At 40.7% G+C, this 24567-nt stretch carries 26 protein-coding genes; 10 read left to right on the plus strand and 16 right to left on the minus strand.

Features of this window, described 5'->3' with window-relative positions:
• The first annotated feature begins 28 nt into the window (after positions 1-28).
• Positions 29-556 carry a thioredoxin family protein gene (locus F1E73_RS00915; RefSeq protein ID WP_150450860.1) on the plus strand — a complete coding sequence of 176 codons (528 nt, stop codon included), beginning with the start codon at positions 29-31 and terminating at the stop codon, positions 554-556.
• A gap of 79 nt (positions 557-635) precedes the next feature.
• On the opposite strand, the gene guaB is transcribed toward F1E73_RS00915, so the two are convergent.
• The 6 genes from guaB to F1E73_RS00945 form a co-directional block, all read right to left on the minus strand.
• Positions 636-2108 (minus strand): IMP dehydrogenase, encoded by a 1473-nt coding sequence (gene guaB / locus F1E73_RS00920; protein WP_086477149.1) that lies wholly within the window; start codon positions 2106-2108, stop codon positions 636-638.
• A 62-nt stretch (positions 2109-2170) separates the two neighbouring features.
• A complete protein-coding gene (locus tag F1E73_RS00925) occupies positions 2171-2674 on the minus strand; it encodes a hypothetical protein (RefSeq protein WP_086477148.1) in 504 nt (167 codons plus the stop codon).
• On the minus strand, positions 2664-3209 hold the full coding sequence (locus F1E73_RS00930) for an FMN-binding protein (protein ID WP_086477147.1): 546 nt from the start codon (positions 3207-3209) through the stop codon (positions 2664-2666). The genes F1E73_RS00925 and F1E73_RS00930 overlap by 11 nt, the downstream gene beginning before the upstream one ends.
• Positions 3210-3402: 193 nt before the next feature.
• Positions 3403-4581 carry a hypothetical protein gene (locus F1E73_RS00935; protein ID WP_150450861.1) on the minus strand — a complete coding sequence of 393 codons (1179 nt, stop codon included), beginning with the start codon at positions 4579-4581 and terminating at the stop codon, positions 3403-3405.
• A 140-nt stretch (positions 4582-4721) separates the two neighbouring features.
• Complete coding sequence (locus F1E73_RS00940) at positions 4722-5591, minus strand: hydroxymethylglutaryl-CoA lyase (RefSeq protein WP_150450862.1); 870 nt, start codon at positions 5589-5591, stop codon at positions 4722-4724.
• Positions 5592-5619: 28 nt separating this feature from the next.
• Positions 5620-6249, minus strand: coding sequence for a LysE family translocator (locus F1E73_RS00945; protein WP_086477144.1), 630 nt, complete (start codon positions 6247-6249; stop codon positions 5620-5622).
• A gap of 119 nt (positions 6250-6368) precedes the next feature.
• On the opposite strand from F1E73_RS00945, the gene F1E73_RS00950 reads away from it, so the two are divergent.
• Complete coding sequence (locus F1E73_RS00950; protein WP_150450863.1) at positions 6369-6791, plus strand: Dabb family protein; 423 nt, start codon at positions 6369-6371, stop codon at positions 6789-6791.
• A gap of 34 nt (positions 6792-6825) precedes the next feature.
• Here F1E73_RS00950 and F1E73_RS00955 read toward each other — a convergent pair whose 3' ends face one another.
• Positions 6826-7869, minus strand: a complete 1044-nt coding sequence (locus F1E73_RS00955) for a quinone-dependent dihydroorotate dehydrogenase (RefSeq protein WP_086477142.1) — start codon at positions 7867-7869, stop codon at positions 6826-6828.
• Positions 7870-7948: 79 nt separating this feature from the next.
• Positions 7949-8362 carry a hypothetical protein gene (locus F1E73_RS00960; protein ID WP_086477141.1) on the minus strand — a complete coding sequence of 138 codons (414 nt, stop codon included), beginning with the start codon at positions 8360-8362 and terminating at the stop codon, positions 7949-7951.
• A gap of 234 nt (positions 8363-8596) precedes the next feature.
• Between F1E73_RS00960 and pepT the strand changes: the two genes are divergently transcribed.
• Together pepT and F1E73_RS00970 are read left to right on the plus strand one after the other, a co-directional pair.
• Positions 8597-9844 carry a peptidase T gene (gene pepT, locus F1E73_RS00965; RefSeq protein WP_150450864.1) on the plus strand — a complete coding sequence of 416 codons (1248 nt, stop codon included), beginning with the start codon at positions 8597-8599 and terminating at the stop codon, positions 9842-9844.
• A gap of 36 nt (positions 9845-9880) precedes the next feature.
• The gene (locus tag F1E73_RS00970) at positions 9881-10471 is read left to right on the plus strand and encodes a YdeI/OmpD-associated family protein (protein ID WP_150450865.1); all 591 of its coding nucleotides are present in this window, start codon (positions 9881-9883) and stop codon (positions 10469-10471) included.
• Between the two features lie 105 nt (positions 10472-10576).
• On the opposite strand, the gene F1E73_RS00975 is transcribed toward F1E73_RS00970, so the two are convergent.
• The 4 genes from F1E73_RS00975 to nusB all read right to left on the minus strand — a co-directional run bounded on the left by F1E73_RS00975 (position 10577) and on the right by nusB (position 13949).
• Positions 10577-11896, minus strand: a complete 1320-nt coding sequence (locus tag F1E73_RS00975; protein WP_150450866.1) for a Gfo/Idh/MocA family protein — start codon at positions 11894-11896, stop codon at positions 10577-10579.
• 290 nt (positions 11897-12186) lie between these two features.
• On the minus strand, positions 12187-12474 hold the full coding sequence (gene yajC / locus F1E73_RS00980; protein WP_086477137.1) for a preprotein translocase subunit YajC: 288 nt from the start codon (positions 12472-12474) through the stop codon (positions 12187-12189).
• A gap of 12 nt (positions 12475-12486) precedes the next feature.
• Positions 12487-12960 (minus strand): DUF1573 domain-containing protein, encoded by a 474-nt coding sequence (locus F1E73_RS00985; protein ID WP_086477136.1) that lies wholly within the window; start codon positions 12958-12960, stop codon positions 12487-12489.
• A 41-nt stretch (positions 12961-13001) separates the two neighbouring features.
• Entirely contained in the window at positions 13002-13949 is a 948-nt protein-coding gene (gene nusB, locus F1E73_RS00990) for a transcription antitermination factor NusB (RefSeq protein ID WP_150450867.1), read from the minus strand.
• Between the two features lie 180 nt (positions 13950-14129).
• Here nusB and F1E73_RS00995 point away from each other — a divergent pair, with 180 nt between their 5' ends.
• The 3 genes from F1E73_RS00995 (at position 14130) to F1E73_RS01005 (ending at position 18940) form a co-directional block, all read left to right on the plus strand.
• Entirely contained in the window at positions 14130-15884 is a 1755-nt protein-coding gene (locus tag F1E73_RS00995; protein ID WP_150450868.1) for an ABC transporter ATP-binding protein, read from the plus strand.
• Between the two features lie 76 nt (positions 15885-15960).
• Entirely contained in the window at positions 15961-16329 is a 369-nt protein-coding gene (locus F1E73_RS01000; RefSeq protein WP_086477133.1) for a PUR family DNA/RNA-binding protein, read from the plus strand.
• Between the two features lie 85 nt (positions 16330-16414).
• Complete coding sequence (locus F1E73_RS01005; RefSeq protein ID WP_150450869.1) at positions 16415-18940, plus strand: M14 family zinc carboxypeptidase; 2526 nt, start codon at positions 16415-16417, stop codon at positions 18938-18940.
• Between the two features lie 72 nt (positions 18941-19012).
• Here F1E73_RS01005 and F1E73_RS01010 read toward each other — a convergent pair whose 3' ends face one another.
• Genes F1E73_RS01010 through F1E73_RS01025 form a run of 4 tightly spaced genes read right to left on the minus strand, consistent with a single transcriptional unit; the run spans position 19013 to position 21620 of the window.
• The gene (locus tag F1E73_RS01010; protein ID WP_150450870.1) at positions 19013-20059 is read right to left on the minus strand and encodes a lysophospholipid acyltransferase family protein; all 1047 of its coding nucleotides are present in this window, start codon (positions 20057-20059) and stop codon (positions 19013-19015) included.
• A complete protein-coding gene (locus F1E73_RS01015) occupies positions 20056-20976 on the minus strand; it encodes a bile acid:sodium symporter family protein (RefSeq protein ID WP_086477131.1) in 921 nt (306 codons plus the stop codon). The genes F1E73_RS01010 and F1E73_RS01015 overlap by 4 nt, the downstream gene beginning before the upstream one ends.
• A gap of 3 nt (positions 20977-20979) precedes the next feature.
• Entirely contained in the window at positions 20980-21318 is a 339-nt protein-coding gene (locus tag F1E73_RS01020) for a tRNA-binding protein (RefSeq protein WP_150450871.1), read from the minus strand.
• Positions 21315-21620 carry a phosphoribosylpyrophosphate synthetase gene (locus tag F1E73_RS01025; protein WP_086477129.1) on the minus strand — a complete coding sequence of 102 codons (306 nt, stop codon included), beginning with the start codon at positions 21618-21620 and terminating at the stop codon, positions 21315-21317. Before F1E73_RS01025 ends, F1E73_RS01020 begins: the two co-directional genes overlap by 4 nt.
• 109 nt (positions 21621-21729) lie before the next feature.
• Here F1E73_RS01025 and F1E73_RS01030 point away from each other — a divergent pair, with 109 nt between their 5' ends.
• From F1E73_RS01030 to F1E73_RS01040, 3 genes are all read left to right on the plus strand, one after another.
• Entirely contained in the window at positions 21730-22290 is a 561-nt protein-coding gene (locus F1E73_RS01030) for a thioredoxin family protein (RefSeq protein WP_086477128.1), read from the plus strand.
• A 394-nt stretch (positions 22291-22684) separates the two neighbouring features.
• Positions 22685-23323 carry a peroxiredoxin gene (locus tag F1E73_RS01035; RefSeq protein ID WP_086477127.1) on the plus strand — a complete coding sequence of 213 codons (639 nt, stop codon included), beginning with the start codon at positions 22685-22687 and terminating at the stop codon, positions 23321-23323.
• Between the two features lie 412 nt (positions 23324-23735).
• Positions 23736-23930 carry a cold-shock protein gene (locus F1E73_RS01040; protein ID WP_086477126.1) on the plus strand — a complete coding sequence of 65 codons (195 nt, stop codon included), beginning with the start codon at positions 23736-23738 and terminating at the stop codon, positions 23928-23930.
• Positions 23931-24567: the final 637 nt, after the last annotated feature.

Genomic DNA, 24567 nt, shown 5'->3' on the forward strand with positions numbered 1-24567 from the left:
CGACCAAGCACAAAAATTTAGAATCCCCATGGTTAGAAAATCTCTATTCACGCTACTGACCTCTTTAGGTTTTGCGTTGATGTCTTTTAATAGTACGGCACAGACCGTGGAATGGTTAAGCTGGGAAGAAGCCATAGAATTGGCAGGTACCGATAAGAACCCCAAGAAGATTTTTGTGGACGTCTACACCGACTGGTGCGGATGGTGCAAAAAGATGGATAAGGACACTTTTCAAAACCCTCAAGTAGCTGCCTATATGTCTAAGACCTATTATATGGTAAAACTGGATGGAGAAGGGAAAGAACCCATAGAATATAAAGGACAGACGTTTAAGTATGTTCCCTCTGGCAGAAGTGGATACCACGAATTGGCCGCTGCCTTAATGCAAGGGAAATTGAGCTATCCTACGACTATTTTTTTAGATGAGCAGGCAAATATGCTATCCCCAGTACCTGGATACCAGAAACCTGAACCATTTTTGAAGATTGCCAAATATTTTGGGGAGGACATTCACAAGGAAAAAGATTGGCAGACCTACGCCAGCGAAAGCAAATAATATAATTTTAGGAATTATAGGATATAAAAAAAAGACCCAAAGTTGGGTCTTTTTTTTATGCTCTATACGTACATTTCCCCTACCTACTGTAGTTGGGAGATTCTTTGGTAATGGTTACATCGTGTGGGTGACTTTCATTGATACCACTAGAAGTAATTTTCACAAAACGTCCGCTCTCCTGCAGAGTTGCTACATCTTTAGCACCACAATATCCCATTCCGGCACGTAGTCCTCCAATAAATTGATGGATACTCTCGTAAAGATCACCTTTATACGGAACGCGACCTACAATTCCTTCGGGCACCAACTTTTTAATATCATCTTCCACATCTTGGAAATAACGGTCCTTACTCCCTTGCTTCATGGCTTCTACGGACCCCATTCCTCTATAGGTCTTGTACTTACGACCTTCGTAAATAATAGTCTCTCCTGGAGATTCTTTCGTTCCTGCCAACAAAGAGCCCAGCATTACGGAATCGGCACCTGCAGCAATAGCCTTGGGTATATCTCCTGTATATCGAATTCCACCATCGGCAATAACAGGAACTCCACTTCCTTTAATGGCCGCTGCTACTTCCATAACAGCAGAGAACTGTGGAAAACCTACTCCGGCTACCACTCTAGTAGTACAAATAGATCCAGGACCTATTCCCACCTTCACGGCATCGGCACCAGCTTCCACCAAATATTTTGCTGCTTCCGCAGTGGCAATATTCCCCACCACCACATCCAGGTCCGGGAATTTACTTTTAACCATATTCAATATCTGCACCACCCCTTTGGTATGTCCATGGGCGGTATCTATAATAACAGCATCTACCCCTGCATTAACCAAGGCTTCTGCCCTTTCAATGGCATCGGAAGTTACTCCCAATGCAGCTGCTACACGCAATCTTCCATATTGATCCTTGTTGGCGATGGGCTTCTGGGTTAATTTAGTAATATCCCTAAAAGTGATTAACCCCACCAACACATTGTTTTTATCAACAACGGGAAGTTTTTCTATCTTGTGTCTTTGCAGAATATCCTCGGCCTGTTCTAGGGAAGTCCCTTCGGCTACGGTAACCAGGTTCTTATGGGTCATAACCTCCTCAATGGGTCGGCTATTATTTTTTTCGAAACGCAAATCCCTATTGGTGACTATCCCGATTAGCTTTCCTTCATCGTCTACGATTGGGATACCGCCAATGCTATAATCCTTCATATAGGCTTTAGCATCACCTACTTTGGATTTTAACGGAAGGGTAATGGGATCTAAGATCATTCCGCTTTCTGCACGTTTAACACGTCGCACCTTTTCGGCCTGATCCTTTATGGTCATGTTTTTATGCAACACCCCAATTCCTCCCTCACGGGCCATAGCGATGGCCATGCGAGATTCCGTTACTGTATCCATAGCAGCGGATACAATGGGAACGTTTATTGTAATATTTCTTGTAAATTTTGTTTGGATGTTGACTTCCCGTGGGAGAACCTCGGAAAATGCCGGTACTAAGAGTACATCATCGTAAGTTAGACCTTCGCCAACAATTTTTTGTAGGTGCGCTTTCATAGCAATTAAAGATTAATTGCGTGCAAATATACTACATTCAGAAATAAAATTGGACAGTTATTTCAATTAATGATGCGGGAAGGCTTCAAAAATAATTGAAATACCACTAGAAGTGCAGCTACACTAAAGGTGAGCGTCATTAAAAAACCAGACAACATCACCACATATTTCATCCACAGCCATCCAGACCACATAAGATAAATTCCCCCAAAGGTTAGCAACACGGAAATAAAGGGCTCTATAGTTAGGAAAAGCTTTAATTTATGCGGTAGTTTAGTTATCCAGACCAAGATCCCCAGAAGAAAGAATATCAGGGACATGGATAATATATGGGTATGGATGATGGTGAGCATCTCCCTATCCCCTTTTTTAAACTTCATTATTTCGGCCTCCTCATCTTCCTCATTACCCAAGTAGTTTTCCACCAAGCCAGTGCTGTTGGTAGAACTGGTTTCGTACACAAACAATAATCCGGTATAGTATCCGATACTTAATACCAATACAAAACACCCAATAAACCACTTGATACCCGATGGCAAATTGCCCAACAGACCGTTATAATTCATTTAAGAGATTTTTCTTTTGAAGAATTGCTAAGGATTGAAAAAGATTATCCATTGCTGTAGTCATGGAACGAACGGAAATTGTAGCACCTGAAATACCATCAATATTGGTGGTGTGATCTACCCTATCTGCACTACTCTTCCCATTAAATTGACGCAGCCATCTTTTACTACCGATTTCTCCCCCGTATTCTTCGCGATAGACCAACACTTTGGAATGGATTACCTTTAAGTCGGCATCGAACACCACTAGATAGTCGAACGTTGCCGTTTTACTTGGGGCGTTCCCCACATAGATATATCCCAAGGCAGCGTTCCCCTGCTTTAGTTTGAAGAAATTATCCTCATTAAAACTAGCGGGTAGTTGTTTAAGTGCATCTTTTGGCAGGGAAATGGTTTTCAACTCAATATTTTCCGATCCAAAGACCCGCTCAATTTCTTTACCGACCTTCTTCTCAAGGTATTTGGGCAGCCCAAAGGAAGAGAAGCCCCAAGCGACCAAGAGTACTAAACTGATGATTTTAATTCGGTATTTCATGCCGCAAAAATAGTAATTTAGAATGATTTTTAATAATAAAGCAAAGAAGCAATCACATATTTTCCATTAAAACTCACAAAAAGAGGGCGCTACAACCTCAAAGAAGCATAAAAAAACCCGACAACTAGCAAAATACATGACTGTTGTCGGGTTATAACTTCTCCTTTTAGCTTTTTAATAAAAGGATGTTATTTTAGAACCAAACCCCTATACCAAAGTTTAGGCGATTCTTAACCTCGTCTCCAGACAAGGCATTCTCCCTAAATTGATAATCACCTTTTAATACCACCCCAGGTGCAATATGATAGCTTAACCCAGTAGTAATATCCGTTCTATCATAAGCCTTGTTTTGCGCCAATCCACCAGCGGTATCGGCATGGGTATTGTAATTTTCGTATCTGGTAAAGAAAATTAACTTTTGCTCCTTATCTGAAGGCAATAAATTATATGCTCCTTCCACATAGTACCCTTGCAATTCGCTTCCTAAATCCCTATTGGTTAACGCATTGTACTTATCGGTGTCCGACAGGGAAGCGTGTACAAACTGTCCTCTGGCAGTAAAGCGACCTAAGGCATAGCGTGCATCCAAGCCGTACATAGCAATCCCAATATTAGCCCCATCAAAATCCTCTACATCGTCTGTTGCCTGAGTTTTACCTAGGTAGGTAGAAAGTCCCAATCGCAATCCTGGAACTCCGTAGTAATCCAATTTTGCAGAAAGGGTTGGACTGTCCACGGTAGATTTAATCCCTTTTTGTCTACCACCACGCAAACCATTGGATCCCTTAAGAAAACCGGAGACACCACCTTCTCCATCAGCTACGGTAGATTTAAACCCGTTAAAAATATAGGCTTGATATCCTAAATTTAAGCTATTGGAACGGCCACTGACACCAACACCCAGTTCTCTCCAAGTGGTAGGAACAATTACGTTGTCCATTGCCGGACGCTCCACCCCATTAAAGGTAGTAGGCTCGTGGTATTCATTGATGATTCCCATAGGCACCAACATTAATCCTCCTCTTAGGTTTATATTATTCCCCACATTGTAATTTACAAATGCCTGCTCTACATATACCTCCTCTACATGTTCGAATTCAATTTCTGTAAAGAATTGGGTTCTATCATTGAAACGATACCCTAACAATAAAACCAAACGCTGTACATCCAACTCCCCATTGCTCCCTTCGGGCTGGTTGTAAAGCATTTCACCATAAGCGCCAACCGTAACCGCTGCACCATAGGTGCCCGATAAAATTCGCTGGGCGGAATTCTGTTGATTTTGTGGATTCTGAGCGGTAGAATCGCTCTTGATTTGCCCTATAATGGCCGTGCTAAACAACATAGCCAGAAGAAATACTGATGTTCTCATACAATTAAAACTTATTTAGACTCATTAAAAACAATAAAATCGAGCGCAAATATAATCGCAGAATCCGTTTTCACAAAAATAATTTAAAATAAATCTAAATAAAAGTTAATAGAGCGGGCCAAACAGATAGCAACCTACTTCTAATGGTATTCGGAGAAGAGGTCCGAAGCCTTATTGAATGCGGCTTCGAAGGCCATCCAATTTACATTGGTCTCTAGCTTAGCACTCGTAAAATAGGATAACATTTTTTCGGTAGGCATATTACCGGTTAGTTCGTCCTTTGCCATAGGGCAGCCTCCAAATCCTTGGACGGCCCCATCAAACCTTCTACAACCCGCCTTATAAGCTGCATCCACTTTTTCGTGCCATTTACTGGGAACGGTATGCAAATGCGCCCCGAATTCAATTTCTGGAAATTGGGGGATAAGATGTGAAAACAGATAATCGATCACCTCAGGGGTAGAAGCTCCCACAGTATCGGACAGCGAGAGGGTTTTAACCCCCATTCCTGCTAACTTTTGGGTCCACTCCCCCACAATTTCCACATCCCAAGGATCCCCATAGGGATTACCAAACCCCATAGAAATATAAGTTACTACTTCCTTTCCATGCTCATGGGCTATTTTCAAGATTTCATCCAAGGTCTCTACGGACTGGGCAATCGTCTTATGGGTATTCCGCATTTGAAAGTTTTCGGATATGGAAAAGGGATACCCCAGATAATCTATACTATCATGTTCCACCGCATCTTGAGCTCCCCTAACGTTGGCAACAATTGCTAGGAGCTTAGATTTTGTTCGGGAGAGATCTAATTGCCGTAGCACCTCTGCCGTATCTACCATTTGCGGAATAGCCTTAGGGGAAACGAAACTACCAAAATCTATGGTATCAAACCCACAGTTGAGAAGCGCTTGGATATACTTCACCTTTTTCTCGGTTGGTATAAATGCCTTGATGCCCTGCATGGCATCCCGTGGACATTCTATTATTTTAATGGTAGTGTTAGACATGCTTGAATTAATGACTTGCTCAAAATTACTATTTATTCTCCGATAACAATAGATAAATACCAATACCCACAAATACCACGATTTGCACCCATTTTAAAATCTTACCCAGGTTATTATGAGATCCAATATATTTCGATATAGAACCAGACAAGATGGCGATTCCGCTAAAAATAATAAAAGATACCCCCATAAAAATAAATGCCAATACATAAAATTGGACTACCACGTTTAGGGTTTCACTGAATAGGAATCCCGGAAAGAAGGCTAGGAAAAAAATGCCCACCTTCGGATTCAGCACATTCATTACAAATCCCTGTTTATATAGAGCACTTAAAGACCTACCATCATCGGTCCCCTTGGAAATTTCCAATTCCCCTGGACTGTTAAATACCTTATAGGCCAAATAAAACATATAGGCCGCCCCAAAGAGTTTGATAACAAAAAACAGATAATCGTGCTCCTTAATAAGGGCTGCGACTCCAAAAGCCAAAAGGGTAGCGTGTACCAGACATCCCGTCATTAAACCTGCAACGGTGGCAATACCATATTTCTTACCTTGGGCAAGGCTCTGCACTAGCACGAAAATATTATCCGGACCTGGGGAAATTGCCAGTACCGCTGTAGCAAACATAAAAGCTATAAGAATTTCGTAATTCAACGGCACCCGGATTTAAGCATTCTAAAACACATCATTTTTGTATATTGAGCAGTAAAAATAACAACATTCCAGTATTTCACCTTCCAAAATCAGCACCAATTTATTAAATAACGAGATCCATGAAAACATTACTAAGCCTTAGTAGTTTCGCATTTATTTTAATCTTAATAGGGTTCGTAAGTCCCACAACATTCAACCATTCATCATCTGCCAATATGCAAACCATCGAAAAAAAGGACAGCCTGTTACGGCACGTAGTCTTGTTTAAATTTAAGGAAGGAACCTCCAAAGCGGATATTTCCAAGGTAGAAACGGCCTTTTCGGCATTACCGAACAATATACCGGAGATTATGGATTATGAATGGGGATTAAACAACAGTCCGGAGGGTATCAATAAGGGATTTACCCACTGTTTCTTAGTGACTTTCAACAGTGAGGAAGCCCGTGCCATCTATTTACCCCATCCAGCACATAAAGCATTTGTAGATGTCCTATCACCTCATCTAGAAGATGTAGTAGTGGTAGATTATTGGGCCCAATAACCGTAATTATCACCCCTGACCACAAGTCCTCCACTTAGTTGTTAGGACTATTGAGAATGGCCTTATTGATGCGTTTGATAAGGCCTGGACCTTCATAAATAAAACCAGTCCACAATTGAATTAGATCTGCACCGGCTTCCAGTTTCTCCAGCGCATCCTCTGGGGAATGGATTCCGCCTACACCAATAATTGGGAAGGCCTTGTTGCTTTTATCGGCCAAAAATCGGATTACTTCCGTACTCCTTTTTGTTAAAGGCTTCCCACTAACCCCTCCGTTTTCAGCCACTAGCTTGGGATCGGATTGCAGCCCTTCCCTAGAAATGGTAGTATTGGCAGCAATAACCCCATCTATTTTCGTATCGGAAACGATATCGATGATATCCAATAATTGCTCATCCGTTAAATCGGGCGCAATCTTCAATAAAATAGGGCGTTCCTTTACCTTCCTCGTTTTGGCTAGGGCTTTATTCTCTACTTTTAATGCTTTTAATAGCGCTGTTAAAGGCTCCTTGTCTTGCAACTCCCTTAATCCTGGAGTATTGGGAGAACTTACATTCACCACAAAATAATCTACCTCATTAAACAAGGCTTCCAGACAGATTAAATAATCCTTTACTGCTAGATTATTAGGGGTTAGCTTATTCTTTCCGATATTTCCACCGATTAAGACGCGGTGTGGTTTTTGTAAATTTTTGACGGCCTCTTCCACCCCCAAATTATTGAAGCCCATCCTATTAATTATAGCCTGATCCTCTTTAAGGCGAAATAATCTCTTTTTAGGATTTCCATCCTGTGGCTTGGGTGTAAGGGTTCCTATTTCTATAAATCCGAATCCAAAATCGGACAATTCATTATACAGTTGGGCGTTCTTATCGAAACCAGCAGCAAGTCCCACTGGATTTTTAAAGGTAAGACCAAATAACTTTCGTTCCAATCTGGGATCGTTAACAGCGTAAATGCCACGGAACAAACCAGAGAGTCCAATCTTGGAACAAAACTGAACGAACTTAAAGGTAAAGTGATGTACTTTTTCCGGATCAAATTGAAATAAAAGAGGTCTTACAATATTTTTGTACATAGGAACGAATTTGCGCAAAAATACAAACTACCCCCCGTATATACTCCTATTTACCCTTAATTTATCAACATTTTCCTACCTAGTTATCACCTGGTTTTTTTATTGGTTGTCTTTCTACCTCACGGCATAAGGCAAGATACCTCTGGTATTGTTTTTCATTGAGTAAGGCCAGGAATTTACGATCGTATTTTGTAAAGACGGCCTTTACTTTATTTTCCAGCGCCAGACGTTTAGCCTCCAAGGTCTCAAAATCTTCCGGAGTAGTTTGTGGATGGCTTTTAAACAACTCTTTTCTTTCTTCCTCCAACAACTTAGTCTCTACCCCTACCGCTTCATGAAAAGTTTGCAGTTGTTCCTTCTGCGCAGCATTGAGCTGAAAAACTTGCTCTACGGTATCCATATTGGATACCCCAATCCCAAGACTACATTCTTTTTGTGCCATAAGGGAAGATCCCCACCCCAACACCATCGACAAAAACAAATATTTAAACATGGTAGATTACTATTGTATCTATACAACAACAATTCCGCACTAAAATTATATTTGTCCCACAGATTTTTTTTGATTTTGGCCCGAAATTTTCATTTGATTCCCTTTCAACGATCATGATCACCAATACGCCTTCCTTTCTACAATTGCAAGGCTGAGGGTTTATTTTAAGCTCCGATTTAAAAGTGATCCTCCAAAAATTTAAATAAACCGTACTTTTGAAAAAAATAAAATCACATGCAACATATTATAGACCGATTTATAAGTTATATCTCCATTGATACTCAAAGCGACCCCAATTCTAACACCACGCCAAGCACTAAAAAACAGTGGGATTTAGCGCATAAACTGGTAGCAGAGCTAAAGGAAATTGGCATGCAAGAGGTAGAAATTGATGAGAACGCCTATATCATGGCCACCCTCCCCAGCAATATGGACAAAGAGGTACCTACCATTGGTTTTATTGCCCATTTTGACACCTCGCCAGATTTCACGGCCACCAATGTAAACCCGCAGATTATTGAAAATTACGACGGAGGCGACATTGTATTGAACAAAGAGGAGAATATAGTGCTTTCCCCTAGCTATTTTGAAGATCTTTTGCAGTACAAGGGCAACACCCTTATTACCACTGACGGCACCACCTTGCTGGGTGCAGACGACAAGGCGGGTATCACCGAAATTGTTACCGCCATGGAGTATTTAATTCAACACCCTGAGATAAAACACGGAAAAATACGGGTAGGATTCACGCCCGATGAAGAAATTGGCAGGGGCGCCCATAAATTTGATGTAGCTGCTTTTGGTGCCGACTGGGCCTACACCATGGATGGTAGTCAAATTGGGGAATTGGAATACGAAAATTTCAATGCCGCCGGCGTAAAAGTGAAAATCAGCGGAAAAAGTGTGCATCCTGGCTATGCGAAGGGTAAAATGATTAATGCAGTTCTTATAGCCAATGAATTTATCAGTAGTCTACCCGCAAATGAAGTCCCCCAGAAAACTACTGGTAGGGAAGGATTTTTCCATGTGCACCATTTTAGTGGGGAAATAGAAAATGCATCCATAGAACTAATTGTAAGAGACCATGACCTGCAGAAATTCAATGATCGTAAAGCCCTACTACAGGAGATTACGGATAAATTGAATGCCACCTATGGCCCCCAGGTCACCCTTGAGATTAAAGACCAGTACTTTAATATGAGAGAAAAAATTGAACCCGTAATGCATATTGTGGATATCGCAGAAAAAGCCATGAAAACCTTGGGGATAACCCCCATTATTAAGCCTATTAGAGGTGGTACAGACGGTTCCCAGTTAAGCTTTATGGGCCTTCCCTGCCCCAATATTTTTGCAGGAGGTCATAATTTTCATGGTAAATATGAATACGTACCAGTAGAAAGTATGCAAAAAGCGGTAGATGTTATCGTAAAAATTTGCGAACTTACTGGAGAATTGGACCTAGACAAACTTCCCGAAAAATAAATTTTAAGGAGCTAAGGGTCTTTAATGGACTAAAAGATGGAGAAATCGGAGAAAATTGAGGCCTACTACGCCAAGGAACATCCTTTTAAAGCCGGAATTGCGATCTTAAGGGAAATAGCCCTTAAAACAGCATTGGTTGAGGATTATAAATGGGGCAGTCCCGTCTACACTATTGGGAACAAGAATGTAGTGGGCATCTTAGCTTTTAAATCCTATTTTGGACTTTGGTTTTTTAATGGGGTGTTTTTATCCGATCCCAAAAAAGTACTGGAAAATGCCCAAGAAGGGAAGACCAAGGCCCTGCGTCATTGGAAGTTTACAGCAATTACCGACATAGATAAAGCCACCGTATTGGCCTATTTGGAGGAAGCCATTGCCAATCAAAAAAAGGGAAAGGTCCTGGTGCCAGAAAAGAAAAAGAAAATGATTGTACCGCCACAGCTGAAACAGGTTTTGGAGGAAAATCCGTCATTAAAGACCTGTTTTACAAAGCTTCCTCCCTATAAACAGAAGCAGTATTGCGAATATATTGCGGAGGCAAAGCAGGAGAAAACTAAGCGTAACCGCCTAGAAAAATGCCTTCCCTTAATAAGACAGGAAATTGGGTTGCACGATAAGTATCGGTAACGCCATACGCCCTAGAGCTATCAGTAACAAACCTAATTAGCCCATACCCCAGTGTATGGGCTGATTTCAAAGAAAAAGAGCACTTCCCGTTTATTATAATGACCACTAACTACCGGGTAGCTCCCATCCATTATGGTAGTGTGCCTTCATTAACAAATTTGCACTTTCATCCGTAAATTTCTTAGTCTGTTGATCCCAATAGATACGGTTCCCGGTCTTAAAGGCTACATTCCCCATATGACAAACCATGGCAGCATCGTAGCCTATCTGAAGGGGGGCTTTTAACTGCGACCCATCCCTAGATTTTACGGCTTGAATAAAGTTTTGGGTATGTTTATCTAATCCGCTCCCTTGATTTTGTTGCAAGGGCAAACTTTCCATTCTATCCTTTTCGGCAATTACCTCCCATCCATTCCTATCCAACACCAAGGTGCCATTATTTCCTATAAAAGCGATTCCGTGATTACGTCCATAATTCCCACCGTCTATGCCAGTGGCATGTTCCCACAATATGGAAAAATCATCGTACTCATACACAGTTTGGAGGGTATCTGGGGTTTCAGCAGCATCCTCGGGGTAGGCAAACTTACCGCCCAGTGCCATCACTGATTTAGGAGTATGGGCTTTCATACCATACAAGGCATAGTCCATAAGATGCACTCCCCAGTCCGTCATAAGACCGCCCGCATAATCCCAATACCACCTGAAATTAAAATGGAACCTGTTAGGATTAAAAGCTCGCTTAGGAGCGGGCCCCAACCACATATCGTAATCTACTCCTTCTGGAGGGGTGGAATTTGGTAAGACGGGTATAGATTTCATCCACCCTTGGTACGCCCATGCCTTTGCCAATCGTATTTGCCCCAATTTACCGGAATGTACAAATTCCATGGCATCCACAAAATGAGGCTGACTCCGCTGCCATTGTCCAATTTGCAACATCCGATCACTTGCTTTGGCAGTATGCAATAAAACATTACACTCCTCCATAGAATTGGCCAATGGTTTTTCGCAGTAGACATCCTTTCCTGCTTGTAGGGCATCTGCCAATTGTAGACAATGCCAATGGTCTGGAGTACCAATAATCACCACATCTACATCCTTATTTGCCAACAGTTTTCTATAATCATTATATAAGGCAGGCTTCTTAAATCCGGCTTTCTCTAAATCTCCAGATCGCTGCTGCAACACCCTTTCATCTATATCACAAAGCCCCACGAGCTGAATTTCATTTATTTTAAGCATGGAAGTGAGGTTGCTGAATCCCATCCCCTTACAACCAATAAGACCTACCCCTATTTGATCATTGGGACTAACCCTACTTCTCATGGCAGCTAGGAGGTCTATTGGAAAAAGAAAGGAAGCCCCGGTTCCCATCGCCATCAGGGAGCTGTTTTTTATAAAACTTCTTCTGGAATTTTTCATGGTTTGTTGGTTTAGGTTGTCTTAAATATACAAATTAGCTAGGAAGTAGCTAGGGATAAGCAAGCTTGGAAGGGCGCCGCAGCGAATGGAAATATTTACCTATTCGTCACCTAATTTGTAAAGATAAAAAATGGAGGAACCACAAATTCCCTTGTACTTCTATGTGGAGCAAGCTGTACAGTCTCTATAGTCATTGGGCATAGGCAATCTTTAAAAACAAGGCCAGGTAACACCAAAAAAAAAGCACCAACAAGAAGCTGGTGCTTTAATATAAAATGTAAAATAAAAAATTACTTCTTCTCTGGCTCGTTCAATTTTTTACTCATTTCCATGGAAATGGCAGAACGATCAAATTTTATTTTACCGGCCATGGTCTCTATTACGCAGGAGAAATCCTTATCGTTAATATCGGCAATTTTACCGTGCATACCACTTTTAGTAACTACTCTATCGCCTCTTTTTAATTCGGAAGCAAATTTCTTTTCCTGTTTGGCTCTTTTTCTCTGTGGAGCGATCATAAAAAAATAGACCACCACAAACATTAAGATTAACGGTAAATATGGATACTGTTCTAACATAAGATACTTTTCTTATTTAACCGGACCTACTGGACCAGCTCCTTTTGGGGTTATAAATGCTTTTATTCTAAGAGTTTCTGTACCCTTGCTTGTATTGGTAACCACATTAATGGTCTTAGTGATCTGGTTTTGACCTGCACCATTGAATTTCACCAATAGCTCCCCAGTTTCACCAGGTAAAATAGGAGTGTTCTTTGGATAATCGGGAACAGTACATCCACAGCTACTGTTTGCATCCGTAATGATTAACGGACCGTCACCAGTGTTTTTGAAGGTGAAAATGGTTTCTTGGGGCGCATTTTGTTCAATCACACCAAAATCGTGCTCCACCTTATCAAATTCCATAACTGGAATTTTCTTGGCAGCGGCATCTCTTTCTGCTGCAACTTCTACATTGGCAGCATTGATTTTGCTAGAGGCAGCCTCCTTACAAGAGGTCAACACAAAAACAGAAACAAGACCAAGAGTAAAAAATATTCTTTTCATGTTTGATAGTTTTAATTTGGGTAAATTTAAGGATTATTTGTTTATAACAAACCCCTACCAAGTTTATTTAGCTTTCCATTATCCTTGTATTCCCTAACCAATTTATCCAATATTCCGTTTATAAAAATACTGCTCTTTGGCGTGGAGTATTCCTTGGCAATCTCTAAAAACTCATTGATGGTCACCTTTTCTGGGATGGAAGGAAAGTTTAAAAGCTCACAAATGGCCATTTTCAATAATATGGCATCTATATCTGCAATACGATCTTTATCCCAATTGGGGGTTTTCCCCTCAATTTCCTTTTCCAATTCGGCATTGTTCAGAAGGGTCTTGGTTAAAAGACGTCTAGCATAATCCATATCATCTTGATCCTTCAACAGATTGGGAAGCAAATAGGACGGAGGACTATCTACCTTTATCTTTTTAAACAACTTTAACAAGTAGGTATTTACGATTGGAAAATCATCAACCCAGGTTAATTTATCATCTTCAAAGTAATCATAGATCTTTTCATTGGGCGCCACAATATCCTTAAAGAGATTTACAATCAATTCCCTGTCTTCCTCATAGGAGGTCTCTGGATTGGCCATATACTTTTGATAAAGATCACTCTCTATCATTTCCGTGTATATAATTTTTACGTATTCCTCGTTTAAGTACCAGTTATTTAATTTCCTTCTACTGATTTCATCGCGCAACGACAGATTCTCTGACATTTGCAATAAGACCCTGTTTTTTAGAAATTTTTTCTTGTCGGGGAAGTTGTCGGAAGGATTTTCCAAGTACCTTTTTGAAGATAGCTGTACCTGACTCTGGGCTCTTTCATGTAATTCCAAAAACAAGCTCAACATTAAAAGATAAAGCGAATACATATTATCGATGCTTACTTTTAAAAATTTTTCTTGTTTGTCTAGGGAGTCATCCTTTGACTGGGTGAGGGCATAGATACACTGCATAACTTTTACCCGAATGTGCCTTCTTGTAAGCATTTTTTAAAGAACTTTAATGTGATAACAATTTTTAGGGGTACAAAAATAGGATTATATTTTTTAATCATAACTACCTTTTTACGGTTTATCTTAATCCATTTATAACATATGGTTTAGTTACAAAAAAACTATCTTTGGCGAATTACCGTTACGTAACTAGATATTTCTATCTCGGCTCCGATGAAAGAACTAAAACACCTTAATAAATATTTTAAAAAATACGGGCTTAAACTATTCGTGGGCGTAATTATCACTATTGTGGCTCGCGTCTTCCAATTGGTGATGCCCTCCTATGTTAACAAATCCATTGAAGTAGTGGAAAACTACATAAAGGAGGAACTCTTGTTGACTGAGGCAAGGGAAATGCTCTTTGAGTACATCCTTATTATTGTGGGGGCAGCCTTATTATCTGGTTTTTTCACCTTTCTAATGCGGCAGACTATTATCAATATCTCTCGCTATATTGAGTACGACTTAAAAAATGAGGTATTTGACCATTATCAATTGTTGAGCCTCAATTTTTACAAACAAAATAGGACTGGGGATTTAATGAATAGGATAAGCGAGGATATCAACCAGGTACGTCTTTATGGCGGACCTGCAATAATGTACGGAATACAAACCTTAACCCTCTTTGCCTGTTTGGTGCCGCTAATGTTCATAAAAGCACCCACCTTGGCGATGTACGCCCTACTACCCCTACCCATCTTATCTGTTTTGATTTATCAGATCAGTAAAATTATTCACAGACGAAGCACTATTGTCCAGGAGTTTCTGTCTGCCCTATCTACCTTTACGCAAGAATCGTTCTCTGGAATATCCGTCATTAAGGCCTATGCCTTGGAACCCAAAATAAATGCAGAACTAAAGACCCTAGCCTTAGAGGGAAAGGAAAAGAGCATGGCCTTGGCAAGGGTAAATGCTTGGTTTTTTCCTTTAATGATTCTACTGATTGGCATCAGCAATATATTTGTAATCTATATTGGCGGACAGCAATATATTAAGGGGGAAATAGCCACTATCGGTATCATTGCAGAATTTATCATTTATGTAAATATGCTTACATGGCCGGTGGCCGTTGTTGGCTGGGTTACCTCTATAGTACAAAGGGCCGAGGCTTCCCAGAAAAGGATTAATGAATTTCTGCAAGAGCGCCCTAATATTGTCAATACCGCCACGGAAGAAACCGAAATTGAAGGAAAAATTGAATTCAAAAATGTAACTTTCACCTACGAGGACACCAATATAGTGGCACTAAAAAACATTTCCTTTACCATAAATAAGGGAGAAACCGTCGCCATCATAGGAAAGACCGGCTCTGGGAAGTCGACCATCCTAGACCTAATAGCTCGACTGTACGACATTGATTCTGGCGAAATTCTAATAGACGACGTCCCCATAAAGGAGCTCAACCTAAACAGTCTGCGAAAATCCATTGGGGCCGTACCACAAGACGCCTTTCTATTTTCGGATTCTATTAAGAACAATATTAAGTTTGGAAAAGAGGATTCTACCGATGAGGAAATTATCGAGGTGGCTAAAAAGGCGGTGGTGCACGACAATATCATGGGATTCACCCATCAATACGATACCGTATTAGGCGAACGGGGCCTAACCCTTAGCGGCGGACAAAAACAAAGGGTCTCCATTGCACGAGCCCTATTAAAGGATCCAAAAATCTATCTCTTTGACGATTGTCTATCCGCGGTGGATACCGAAACCGAGGAGGAAATATTAAATCAACTTAAAAAAGAGTCCCACAACAAAACTACCCTAATCGTTAGCCATAGGGTATCTTCAGCAAAAAATGCAGACCGTATCCTAATCTTGGATGAAGGCAAATTGCTACAGGAAGGCACCCATGAAGAATTGAATTCCGTAGAGGGATATTATAAGGAACTCTACAGCGATCAGCTTTCTGAGAAAGAAAAATAGAAATTTGTTGTCCATTTAGGTTTTTTTTCACACTTTTGACGTATATACGTATGTAAACAACTATTAACTAATCGAAATGAGCGAAAAAGATTTAATGGATCAAGAAGAGATTTACTCGAAAGTATTACGAGCTGGGAGAAGAACTTATTTTTTCGATGTTAGGAGTACCAAGGCAGGGGATTATTACTTAACCATTACTGAAAGTAAAAAATTTACCCACGATGATGGTTCCTTTCATTACAAGAAACACAAAATATACCTTTACAAAGAAGATTTTGCCGCCTTTAAAGACAATTTAGAAGAAATGATGAATTACATCATTGATGCCAAAGGCGAGGAAGTAATATCTGAGCGGCACCAAAAAGATTATAAGAAAGAAGGCTTTACGGAGGATACCGCCACTTCTACTGGCAGTTTTACCGATGTTAGCTTTGATGACATATAATTTATGATTCCCTGAATTAATTTAAACGGTCCTCTTGATGGGGGCCGTTTTACATATAAAGCCATCTTTAAATTTTAACCAATCTATGAGAAATTTTCTATTTGCATTATTGCTGGTATCCTTTTGTAGCATGCACGGTCAAGAAACTGCATCGCTAGATTATTATCTTCCCCAAGACGTAAGTTATGACCCCAACATCCCCAAACCCAAAGACATTATTGGGCATGAGGTAGGCGAATGGCATGTAACCCATGACAAATTAGTTTTTTACATGCAGACATTGGCAGATGCCAGTGATAGGATCTCCATTGAAAATAGGGGAACCACCTACGAGGGCAGACCGCTCATTTTATTGACCATCACTTCTCCAGACAATCACCGTAATCTGGAGCAAATAAGACAAGACCATATAAGCTTAACGGAAGATGGAGCAGACGCATTTAACTTGGAAAACATGCCCATTGTAGTGTATCAAGGATTCTCCATTCACGGTAACGAACCCAGTGGATCTAACGCCGCCTTGGCCTACGCTTATTATTTAGCAGCCGCTAACGGCCCCAAAATTGAAGAAACCTTAAACAATTCCGTTATCTTATTAGACCCTTCTTTTAATCCAGATGGCTTACAGCGCTTTGCCTATTGGGCCAACACCAATAAGGGAAAAAACATGGTATCGGATGTAAACGATAGGGAATTTCACGAGGTTTGGCCAGGCGGGCGTACCAACCATTACTGGTTTGATATGAACCGCGATTGGCTTCCCGTACAATTACCGGAAAGTAGAGCAAGAATTGCCAGTTTTCATAAGTGGATGCCCAACATTCTTACGGACCACCACGAAATGGGCACCAATTCTACCTACTTCTTTCAACCAGGAGTCCCCAGTAGGGTCCACCCCTTAACACCACCAGTAAACCAAGAATTAACTGCAGAAATAGCCACCTACCATGCCAAGGCATTAGACAAAATAGGCTCCCTTTACTACAAGGAAGAACGCTTTGACGATTATTTCTACGGTAAGGGATCTACCTATCCCGATATCAATGGAAGTATTGGAATTTTGTTTGAGCAAGCCAGCTCCCGTGGACATGCACAAGATTCGGAAAATGGGCTACTTACCTTTCCCTTTACCATCCGCAACCAGTTTACTACAGCCGTATCTACCGTTGAAGCGGCTCGGAATATGCGCACTAAAATACTGGAGTACCAGCGTCAATTTTACAAGGATGTGAAATCTGAGAACCGCAAGGACAAAGTAAGAGGTATTGTTTTTGGCGATAGCAAAGATGCCGCCAAAGCGTGGCATTTGGCAGAAATATTAAAGCTTCAACATATTAAGTTCCACGAACTATCCGATGATATTACCGTGAACGGAAAAGCATATAAAAAAGGCCATAGTTATTTTATCCCCACGGATCAAAAAAATGCACGACTCGTAAAGGCCATGTTTGATAAGAGGACTACCTTTAAAGACAGCATTTTTTACGATGTATCTGCGTGGACCTTTCCATTGGCGTTTAATTTAGATTATGCCGAGCTAAAAAGCACCTCGGCGGCCGGTGATCTGGTAACCGAGCTTCGACCCCTATCGGCGGAGGTAGATCAGCAAAGTTCCTATGCTTACCTATTTAATTGGAATGAATACTACACCCCAAAGGCCTTGAACCAAATTTTGAACAAGGGACTTAGAGCCAAGGTAGCAAAGCTACCCTTTACTGTGGAAGGAAAGAGTTTTGATTATGGCGCCATCTTGGTTCCCGTACAAAACCAGTCCTTAAATCCCGCAGAAATGTTTCAGTTCTTAAATTCGGTAGCCAAGGACAGTAAGGTCCCAATGGTAGCTGTGGGAACAGGTAGTACCCAGGGTATTGACTTAGGGAGTAGCAATTTTGTTTCTTTAAAAAAGCAACGTGTGGCACTTTTGGTAGGAAATGGAGTTACCTCCTACGATGCCGGAGAGTTTTGGCATTTGCTGGATCAACGGTACGATTTTAACCTAACCAAACTGGATACCAAATACTTTAATAACGTTGATCTTTCCAAGTACACCTCCATTGTGATCCCTAACCGGGGGCGCGGAAGTTTCTTGGACGAAAAAGGGACCGAAAAATTAAAGGAATGGGTAAACAACGGGGGAATCCTGATTGGGTACCGCAATATGGCCGATTGGTTTTCTAAAAATGAAATGATGGCCTTGAATTTTAAAAAGGACACGCTGGTTGCCAAAAACGTTTCTTACGCAGAAAAAAGCGACTTTTTAGGAGCGCATGCAACGGGAGGCGCTATTTTTAAAGCCAAATTAGACCGCAGCCACCCTATCAATTTCGGCTACAAGAACGACCACCTTCCATTGTTCAGAAATACCAACATCTATATAGAGCCAGATAAGAATAGCTACAACAACCCCATACAATATACCCAAGATCCACTTTTAAGCGGGTACATTTCGGATAGGAACCTAGAAATGGTAAAAAACAGTGTCCCCTTCCAGGTACAGCGTTCTGGCAAGGGACGGGTTATTATCTTTACGGATAACACCAATTTTAGGGCCTTTTGGTTTGGGACCAACAAGTTGGTGATGAACGCCATCTTTTTTGGAAAGATGATGTAATCCCTTTTTGCTCACCATTTATTGGGGCTGCTTTTTCAATAAAAAGCAGCCCCATTTTTTTTCAAGGGATTACTAGGAGCGAAGCTTAACCAGGCCTATATTGAAAAGAAAATGACCTGCCACTATTATGGTGGCCCAGGATATCCCCAAATAGTAGATTAAAAGTACCGCCAGCATCAGATAGTACAGGGGGAAAAGCAGTAGAAACCACATAAACCTCACTGTACTCACAAACTCTAATTCCTTAATTTTGGGACGTATAGCAAAGGCCCAAATAAGCGTTATTGGAAAGTTTAATATGTTAAATGCCCATTCTCCTATGCCCCGTTTACTAGGGGACTCCAATACCATAACGCCTTCTTGCGGTGCTTTAGGCATTTCCATTACGGCCCTATTGATGGCTACCGGATCCAAAAAATCTAGTCCAACCCTTTTAAAATGCCTCACAAGACCATCATGCATTTCATCGTCAGCAATATGGGTGGTAAGAGTGGTTAATTCTTGAAAAACTGCCGTTTTCATTCTGCTAACCGAAGTAGCTTCCTTTTCTTTATCGTAATAATCCAACACCCTTAAATCCTTGCCATACCAAACGGATACCTTATCTGGAAAGTTTACAGCATTGTCGTAATTGAATCCTATAGGGAGTAGCCGAATGTCTAATTGGGGATTCTTTTCCAAGGCTGCAAATAGGAAGCGGGTAAAGCCCTTACTCAGCGGGCGTACTTTTCGCTTTAGGGAATGGTTCCCTTCTGGAAATATAAGAATGGCTTCTCCCCGCTGCAACAAACTACTACAGTATTCAAAGATAGTTTTGTTCTGCTGTAAAGAGCCTATACCATCGCGCATCCTATAGATGGGAATCATCTGCAAGAATTCAAAAAATCTTATTAGGAGGGGATTATTAAAAACATCGGACCTGGTGAGGAAATAAATCTTTCTGGGACCACGCACCGCTATTAATAAAGCATCTAGTAGGGCGTTCTGGTGATTGGCCAAAAAGAGCAGTGGTTTATCCTTGGGAATATGCGCTAGTCCGCTTCTGGAAATTTTAGAGAAATAACACCACAAGGCAATCCTTATCCATAACCTCAGCAAAAGATATCCCGTCTTTCTCAAACCAACTCCTCTTTATCAACGGGTTTAAAACCCCATAATCCAGCAACGGCCAAACCGGAAATAATATGCCATATTCCCCAGAACGCAGCCAAAAGAGCCATGCCCCCCATGCCATCGAAAAAAGTAAAGATCAACAGCAATCCCAAGCCCGAATTTTGAATACCTGTTTCAATAGCCAAGGTACGCCTATTGGCTTGGGTGAGGCCCATCATACTTGCAAAGGAATATCCGGTAACAAAAGCAAGGAGGTTATGGATAACTACTATCCAGAAAACGTAAAGCACATAATCCATGAAAATATCCCGGTTGTTATAAAGCGCAATGAAAATAAGCGCCACAAAAAATACGATGGAGACCATTTTTAGCATTTTGGCCATTTGGGAAGCCAGTTTGGGTTTTAAATGACGGATGTACATCCCAAATAACAAGGGAACTCCCAATAATAAGGCCACCAATTTAACCATATCTAAAGGGGAAATGGCCACTTCTTTTAATATGACGGCGGTGGGCCCATAGAGCGAGCCCCACAACTGCAGGTTGAGCGGCGTCATCACCACTGCCAAAATGGTGGCAACTGCCGTTAAACTAACGGAAAGGGCGGAATTACCTTTTGCAATATGCGTAATAAAATTGGATATATTTCCACCGGGACAGGCAGCTACCATAAACATCCCGAGGGCAATACTAGGAATGGGTGTCGCTAACAGCACTAGTATATAACTCACCGCGGGCAATAGGACAAATTGACTAAGAATGCCTACGAAAAGTGGTTTCGGCTGCTGCCAGAGTCGTTTAAAATCTTGAATGGAGATATCCAAGGCAATCCCAAACATCACCAATGCCAATGCCAAGTTCATCACCCAAAGGGACGCTTCTGTAAATTCTATTTGTAAACTATCTAAAGTACTAGCCGTCAAAAATTAGGAGATTTTAAGCCCGTTAACCACCTTGGCCTCTGGTTGCAATAACACTACATCGGACCCATCAACAGCACCCAATATAAGACATTCGCTCATTAAATTGGCTATTTGTTTCTTTGGAAAATTCACCACCGCAATCACCTGTTTTCCAACAAGTTGCCCTGGAGTATATCTTTTGGTGATTTGAGCTGCAGTCTTACGCATACCAATTTCCTCTCCAAAATCGACCCACAGCCGATAAGAAGGATTCCTTGCCTCCGGAAATTGGGATACTTCCGTAATGGTGCCCACTCGCATTTCAATTTTAGAAAAATCTTCCCAAGTAATGGTCCCGCTCATCGAATAATCCTTAGTTTATCCATCACTTCTTTGGATACATTCCCAGAATAAGCGCCATAGGCATCCACCAAAAGTCCTTTATCCCCATCTACCGTCTCTATAACAAATAGCACCGCATTGTCATCCGGATCACTTACCCCTTCGAACCGGTAATATTTAACAACATTAAAATCGTGCGCGGCATGCATCCGCTTCAGCTCTTTATCCTCCAGGCCAGTTTCGGCCAGATTGAGATCTTGGGTGTATCCCGCCTGCTTTAGATCGGTGATCGCTTCGGATAAGGTTTGATATGATTCTTTCATAACTCCAAAGTTTATTTCGCTTATTTAAGATAGCCATTGTGGCTTTTAATTGCAAATTAATTTGACTACATTTAGCGGAATAGCAAAAGATAACTAAAGTAAATTTATTATGGCGAACACCCCCAGCAATATGCTGCCTTTGGGCACAATTGCCCCTGATTTTAATTTATTGGATACCACCTTGGAAAAAAAGAGGACGCTGGCAGAGCTAAAAGGTGACAAGGGCACCGTAATTATGTTTATCTGCAACCATTGTCCCTTTGTTAAGCACGTTAACGCTCAACTTTCCAAGACGGCTATAGACTATCAGCCATTGGGAATTTCCTTTATTGGCATATCTAGCAACGATGTGGAGAAGTATCCCAAGGATGCCCCGCATTTAATGAAGTTAATTGCCAAGGAACAGAACTACACCTTCCCTTACCTATACGATGAAACCCAAGAGGTAGCCAAGGCCTATGATGCAGCCTGTACCCCTGATTTTTATTTGTTTGATAAAGATTTAAAATTGGTATATCGCGGTCAATTTGATAATTCCAGGCCTGGGAATGGGTTGGCAGTTACCGGGGCCGATCTTAAGGCTGCCATGGACAACCTTTTAAATGGCACTCCTATCGACCCTTTACAAAAGCCAAGCATAGGTTGTAATATAAAGTGGAAAGAGGCATAAGAGACAGGTTGCGACACAACTTATATTACAAGAAGCCCAAGTTTGACCCTAGTATAAATGAATAACCAATACAGGGTGGAAGGCATATAAATTATGTTTTCCACCGCTGTATTATTTGTATTATAATACCCCTCTCTTACCGCCCAAAATAAAATACCAAAAACATTCAAGACTTGTGTACTATAGGAAACTACAAGTCCAAAGCAGTTACTATTAACTAATATAATTCCCTAAATTTTTACGAGAGACATTCAACCAAAATGCAGCTTTCTAAAAATCAAAAACCTTATGGCAGGTATTGATTTTAATACTTTTTTAACCTTTTAAAAAAGTCGAATCCAATATAATCTACTAATTTTATAGGATATTAATTTAAACCAAAAAGACTAAAAAAATGGCGACAATAAGATTGGGCGATTTAGCCCCTGATTTTACGGCAGATAGCTCTGCCGGAATGATTAATTTATATGATTATTTAGGTGATTCATGGGGCATCCTATTTTCTCACCCTGCCGACTTCACCCCAGTATGTACTACAGAATTGGGTGCTGCTGCAAATTACAAGGAAGAATTTGACAAGCGCAATGTGAAGATGATTGCATTAAGTGTAGATAGTGCCGCATCTCATGCAGAATGGATTAAGGATATTAACGAGACTCAAAACACTACGGTTAATTTCCCAATCATTGCAGATGAGGATAGAAAGGTTTCTACCTTATACGATATGATTCACCCTAATGCAGATGCTACCCTAACCGTACGTTCGGTTTATATTATTGCACCAGACAAGACCGTTAAACTAACCCTTACCTATCCTGCTTCTACAGGTCGTAATTTTGATGAGTTATTACGAGTGATAGATTCACTACAACTAACCGAGTACCACAAGGTAGCTACTCCTGCAGATTGGAAACATGGTGAAAAAGTAGTGGTAAGCCCTGCAATAAGCACGGAAGATGCCAAGAAAATTTTCACCAAAGGTGTTGAAGAGATAAAGCCTTATTTAAGACTTACTCCACAGCCTAATTTATAATTTTAGTACTGCTTACAATACACGTACGCTCAAAGCCTTCGGTTCTCCGGAGGCTTTGTTGTTTTACAGCAACTAGGCCCCATGCCCCTACCTTTTTCCAACACAGTGACCAGAACCAAACATCAGCGGGCTCTTCCCCTCGGATCCAAATTTAACACCGGTATCCCTGTCTTATCCGTTTGCAAGGATACAGTGACACACTATCCAATAAAACCAACTAGCTAATAATCTTTTCAAAAGGGGGATATAAAGTACGTTTAAACCCCATTATTTAAGGTCTATATATTGCGGAAAAACGAATCTTTTTATAAAGTTCTAATACGTTGAAAATAAAGATAACTATCAAAAAACCACCACCTTAAAAAATTAAACCCTATATTTGCCATAATATAAATATTTTTAATTTTTAGTAATGAATAAAGGAACAGTAAAATTCTTCAACGACACCAAAGGTTTTGGATTTATCACTGAAGAAGGCTCAAGCGAAGATCATTTTGTACATATTTCTGGACTAATTGATGAAATTCGTGAAGGTGATGTTGTAGAATTTGAACTACAGCAAGGTAAAAAAGGATTGAACGCAGTTAACGTAAAAGTTATAGATTAATTACGATACAACTTTTTTTTAAAGGAAGAAGCCCGTCCTACTGGATGGGTTTTTTATGACCAAATTTTTGAACTTTTTCCTCATCCAACATTCGTTATCCCCCCCTAGAATTACTATAAATAAGAAAAAAGCACCCTAGGTTGTAATATTTATAAAATTTAACGCAACCATTTAACAACACCCACATCTACCTTTATATACCAACGTCCCCCGCTTTAAAATCTTATGTTATGACTATCTTCTTTACTATTCTATTGTCGCTCTTGGTGATTAACATTGCCTTACTCTTGTTAAGCCTTAACAAACCTAAGGAGCGGTAAGTATTAGGATATTAAAATAGGCTCCTTGCCCCCCCTTGGGCAGTTTGGATTTAGAAGGGCGATTACAAGTTCATCTATTAACGCTAGGTCTTAAGGGAAAAGCATTGGACGTTTTTCCCCAGGATATCTATACCCATTTCCAGATTTTTCAGCAAAAGTACTTCTAGTTTACAAGCCCAATCTCTTGTCATTTCATCATCTCCCTCCATAAAAAAAGGCCCTAACCAACTGTCAGGACCTTTTGTTGTATATTTAATTGCTACTCAGCTTTTTTTTTTGACGTTCAACCCCTTCGGAAAGGGAAAAACAGATTGGCT

The organism is Arenibacter lacus (assembly GCF_008711145.1).
Taxonomy (GTDB): domain Bacteria; phylum Bacteroidota; class Bacteroidia; order Flavobacteriales; family Flavobacteriaceae; genus Arenibacter; species Arenibacter amylolyticus.